Raw genomic sequence first — 5398 nt, forward strand, 5'->3', positions numbered from 1 at the left:
GGGTCGACATCGGCGAGCCGGACAAAGCCGGCGGGCAGGGCGTCGGCATGGGCCGGCGGAACGGAAGCTGCAAGCATCAGCGCGCAAAAGCCAATGCGCTGAATCGCCTGGCGCATTCTATTCAACGGACACTTTCACTCGACGAACACCTTGACGCTGGCCGCACGCCCCGCGGCGTCGATGACGGTCAGCGTCGAATAGCCGGCGCCGTCAGGTTGCCAGGTCGCGGTGCGGCGACGGTCGATGCCGGTGAGCGGCTTGCCGTTGGCCAGCCAGCGGAACGGCGCGCGGCCGCCTTGCAGCTTCAGCACCAGCGGCGAGGCGTCGACTGAATTGGTGCCGAGATCGACGCGGGCGCCGTCGGGCGGGAAGATGATGGTCGGTGCGGGTTCGGTTACTGTCGCCTGCACCAGTCCGTCCGACCCGGCCCCGAAGCGGGCGAGCGTCACCGGCAGGTCCTCACGCCTCGGGCTGAACACGCCGGGCGGCTTGCCCGGCAATGGAACGGTGGCCAAGCCCGAGCGGACAAAACCCTCGAAGAGGATGGGGGCGGCCGAGACATAGCCGGACAGGCCCGGCACCGCACCAGCGTCGGGGCGGCCGACCCAGACACCCAGCACATAGCGGCCGTCGAAGCCGACCGACCACGCGTCGCGGTAGCCGTAGGAGGTGCCGGTCTTGTAGGCAATGCCGCGCTGCAAGGCACCCTCGGGCGGCTTGACGCCCGACAATATGTCGATGATCTGCCAGTTGGCCTGACCGTCAAGGATGGTGGCGCTGGTGCGCTCGACATTGGCCGGCTCGGTGCCGTCATGCAGCGTGTGCGTCTTGCCGCCATTGGCGAGCCCTGTGTAGAGCTGGACGAGGTCGCGCAGCGTGACGCCTACGCCGCCAAGGCCGATGGCCAGGCCCGGCGCCTCGTTGACCGGCAGTATGGGGTTTACCCCGGCCTGGCGGAAGCGCGCCATCAGCCGCGTTGGTCCGACTGCATCGAGCACGCGGATTGCCGGCACGTTGAGCGACAGTTGCAGCGCTTGCCGGATGCTGACATCGCCCTGATAGCCCATGTCGAAATTCTTTGGCCGGTAGCCGGAGAAATCGACGGGGCTGTCGTCAATCAGCGTCTCCTGCGCCACCAGGCCCTGTTCGAAAGCAAGACCGTAGATGAACGGCTTGAGCGTCGAACCGGGCGAGCGGACGATCTTGGTCATGTCGATCCAGCCGGAGCGGCTGGCGTCGAAGAAATTGGCCGAGCCGACTTCACCGAGGATGTCGCCGGTGCGGGAGTCGGCCAGCACCATGGCGACCGACAGGCGATGCCCAAGCTTAGTGGCCGCGTCCCTCGCCACCTGCTCCAGCCCTTCCTGGACGCTCTTACGGATCGTCAGCTGCAAGGGCTGGCCGGGAACAGCCTTGGGCAGCATCGCATAGGCGGCGTGCGCAGCGAGAGCAGGCAGCGTGCGGCGCAGGCCCGCTACATCGTCGAGGGCGGCACGTGCTGCCTCGCGCTCGCCGAGCAGGCCGGAGGAGACCATGCGGGTCAGCACCCGGTCGCGGGCGGCGTGGGCGATCTTCAAATTGCGGTCGGGTCGGCGCTTTTCCGGCAGTTGCGGCAAGGCGACGAGAAGGGCGGATTCGGAAACGGTGAGCCGCTTCGGTTCCTTGCCGAAATAGGCGAGCGAGGCGGCGCGCACGCCTTCCAGATTGCCGCCATAGGGCGCCAGCGTCAGGTAGCGTTCGAGGATCTCGCGTTTCGACAATCGCCGCTCGATCTGGATGGCGCGCAGCATCTGCTTGATCTTGGACCCGAGGCTGCGGCTTTCGCGCGGCTCGATCAGCCGGGCGAGCTGCATGGACAGGGTCGAGCCACCGGAGACGATGTGGCCGCTGGTGGCGAACTGGCCGGCGGCCCGCGCCAGCGCCAGCACGTCGACACCCTCATGGTCCCAGAAACGCTTGTCCTCATAGGTGACCAGCATGTCGACGAATTGCTTGTCGACCTGGTCGAGACGGGTCTCCAGCCGCCAGTAGCCGTCCGGCGTGGCGAAGGCGCGCAACAGCTGGCCATCGCGGTCCTGGACTTCGGTCGAGACCGTGAGTTCGGCCGGAAGCGGGGGCGGGAAGGCGCGGTCAAGTTCCCAGAGACTGGCTGCCGAGATCACCGCAAGGCCGGCGAGGGAGACGCCCGTAATGGCTGCCCGGCGCAGGATTTTTTTGGAGAGCATGGTGCTGCCCCTCATCCGCCTGCCGGCACCTTCCCCCCGTGTAGTGACGGGGAGAGGGGAGCTGTCGCTAGCGCAATCGCCATTTGCATGATCGTTACCACCGGCGCCTTACGGCGCCTTGATCTCCATCATGCCGGTGGCGGTGCGGGCCGAGTATTGCGGCCGGTACATGTCCTCCACCGTTGCCGCCGGATGGGCGTAGGTGCCAGGTGTCACCGCGCGCACGACATAGGCGAGGGTCAAATTGTGGTCGTGGTCGCCGTCGGCCGGGTTGAACGCCGCGACGAAACGGTCGTCGCGGAATTCGAGATGGGCCGCATCGGTCTGCGCCAGCCACGAGAAGTTCGTCAACTGGGCGCTGGAGACCAGGCCAGGATTGTCGATCTCGAAGCCGGCCGGCAACAGGTCGGTGACCAGCAGGCGCGATGGCCATGTGTTCTGCTCGTTGACCTTGAGCACGACGACATAGCGTTCGTTCTGCGTCGCCTCGGTGACATTGGCTTCGGTGCCATCAAGCTTGTAGTAGGTGCGGCTGATGGTGAAGCCGTCGCCGCCGGCCGGCAGGGGCTGGGTCGGCGACGCCACCGTGGTGACGACGGCCTGCAGCGGGGTCTTGCCGGTGTTGGCGATGGTCAGCGGGCTGTCAACCAGGTCAGAACCTTCGACCTGGTTGGAATAGCCGCCGGAATGCGGCGCGCCGTTGACGGTCAGCGTGATCGTATCATTGCCTTCCTTCAGCGCGCGGGCCGCCAGCAGCATCCAGGACTCGTCCTGGGTGCTGGTCCAGCGGGCTTCGGCGCGTTCCCTGGTCACCAGCTTGACCAGCTCTGGCACGATCGTCGGCACCGGCTTGGATTCCGCCGCCAGCGCCAGCATCGCCGCGCCGTCACGCAGCCGCGAACCGTAGTCGGAGCGGTAGTAGTCGTAGTCGGTGGTCGACTTGGCCAGCTGCAGGGCAGTCTTGAACGTCGATTCCGCACGCGGCGTATCGCCGTAGAGCGCCAGGCTCGCCGCCAGCTGGGCAACGGCCATCGGGCTCGAGAAAGCTTCGAGCTGGGTATCCGCGTAGTAGCGCAGATCGCCGATCGAGGCCTTCTTGTTGCGGGCCAGAACGTAGAGGGCGTAGGCGATCTCGCTGCCACGGTCCTGGACGCTCTGGTCGTAGCCGAGCGAGTTCTGCAGATTGCTCAGCGCCTGGTTCATGGCCAGGCTCGGCACGTCGTATTTCTGCTCGCGCGCCCTGGTCAGGAAGTCGGTGACATAGGCATCGAGCCACAGATCGCCGGAGCCCGGACCCCACAGGCCGAAGCTGCCGGCCGAGGCCTGGTAGCTCAGAACCTTGTAGATGGCGTCCTGGATACGGCCATGGATGTCGGGATCGCTGGCCATGCCGATGCCAGATGCCAACTCGTTGACGTAGAGAAGCGGCATGGCGCGGCTGGTGGTCTGCTCGGCGCAACCATAGGGGTAGCGGTCGAGCGTCATCAACAGCGACGGCACGTCGAAGGCGGCGGCCTGCGAAACGCCGACGCTGACGGAAGCGCCATCGAGCAGGCTTGCCGCCAGCAGTTCCTTGTCGACGCGCAGCGCGCCGCCATTGCCCTTGAGGTCGACCACCAGGCGGGTGGTGACCGGCAATTGCGCCGGACGCACCGGCACATAGAGCGTCTGCTCGACCTTGGTGCCGTCGGCATGGGCAAGCTTGATGGTAACCGAGGCATTGCCGGCCGTCTGTGCGATCAGCGGCACGGTCAGCGTCTGCCGCTTGCCCTGGGCGAGCGTCAGCTTCTCGGGCAGGGGCTTGTCGCCCGTCGACAGGTCGCCCGTCGTTTCGATCGAGAAGGCGTAATCGCCGGCAGGGCCGTCGGTGTCGGCGACATCGAGGCGCATGACGGCGGCGTCACCGGGCGCCAGGAAGCGCGGCAGTCCGGCGGTGATGACGACGGGATCGCGCACGATCACGTCGGACTGGGCGTGGCCGACCGCTTCCTTGGTCCAGGCGACGGCCATGACGCGCACGGTGCCGTTGAACTGCGGGATGTCGAAGTCGATCCGCGCCTTGCCGTCAGCATCGAGCTCGACGGGACCGGAGAAGAAAGCGACCAGCTTTTCGGTCGGCGGGCTGCCTTGCGCCTGCATGTTGGCGCCGTCGCCGCCGGTCCTGAGCTTGCCGGTGTTGCCCAGCGAGCCGTCGATCAGGCGACCGTAGATGTCGCGGATTTCCATGCCCAGCATGCGCTGGCCGAAGAACCAGTTCTCCGGATCCGGCGCCTTGTAGTTGGTCAGGTTGAGGATGCCGACGTCGACGGCGGCAACCATGACATAGGCATTGCTGCCCGGCTGCACGCCGGCCACGGAAACCGGGATCGACAGCTGCTGGCGCGGCATGGTCTTGTCCGGCGGCGTCAGGGTGATGGCGAGCTTCTTCGAGCCCGGATCGACCTTCAGCCATTTCACGCCGATGGCGCGCGCCGGCAAGCGCGTTTCCTGCGCTTCGCCCGGCCGGAACAGGGTTGCTGTGACATAGGCGCCGGCGCCCCAGTTGTCGCCGACCGGAATGTCAACGGTGCTGCCGCCGGCCGGCACTGACGCCGTGACGGTCTTCAACAGCTTGTCGGAGCCGATGTTGATGAGAAGTTCGCCGGCAAAGTGCGGCGAGACTTTCAGCTTGGCCACTTCGCCGGCGGCATAGGTGTCCTTGTCGAGGGCGATTTCGAGGCCGTCAGGCGTTTCGGTGGTGGTCGAAGAGACATACCAGCCGGCATCGAACTCGTAGCTGGTCGCCGGTCCCTCGGGATCCGATGTCTCGACCTCGAGCCGGTACTGGCCCCAGTCGACCGGCACGGAGACGGTTGCGTCGCCTTCGGCGTTGAGGTCGACCTGGCCGTTGGCGATCGACTTGGTGAAGGTGACCGGCTCGTAATTCCAGGAATTGTTGGAGCGGTACCACTGATAATTGCGTTCGACCTTGACCAGCGTCCACTGCGCGCCTTTCAGCGCCTCGCGCTTGCCGTCGGGATCGACGGCGATCAGGCTGAACTTGGCGGTGCCGCCCTGCGGCACTTCATTGTCGGCGAAATCCGGACGGATGCCGATCATATGGCCTTGCGGGCGGATGCCGATGTTGAGCGAACGCTCGATGGCGCGGCCACCGGTTTCGCGCATCCTGACCG

General features: G+C 66.3%; 2 protein-coding genes. Both read right to left on the minus strand.

Going from position 1 to position 5398, the window contains the following annotated elements; translation table 11 throughout:
* Positions 1-134 precede the first annotated feature (134 nt).
* A complete protein-coding gene (pbpC, locus tag EN935_RS20705) occupies positions 135-2225 on the minus strand; it encodes a penicillin-binding protein 1C (protein ID WP_245489012.1) in 2091 nt (696 codons plus the stop codon).
* Positions 2226-2333: 108 nt separating this feature from the next.
* Positions 2334-5398 (minus strand): alpha-2-macroglobulin (locus tag EN935_RS20710; RefSeq protein ID WP_164771229.1); only part of this gene is annotated, 3065 nt, incomplete at its 5' end.

Source organism: Mesorhizobium sp. M7D.F.Ca.US.004.03.1.1, from assembly GCF_003998635.1.
GTDB classification, from domain to species: Bacteria; Pseudomonadota; Alphaproteobacteria; order Rhizobiales; family Rhizobiaceae; genus Mesorhizobium; species Mesorhizobium loti.

Bases quoted from the DNA above. Each gene is read 5' to 3' on its own strand.
- pbpC (WP_245489012.1), bottom strand. From the start codon at position 2,225: ATGCTCTCCAAAAAAATCCTGCGCCGGGCAGCCATTACGGGCGTCTCC.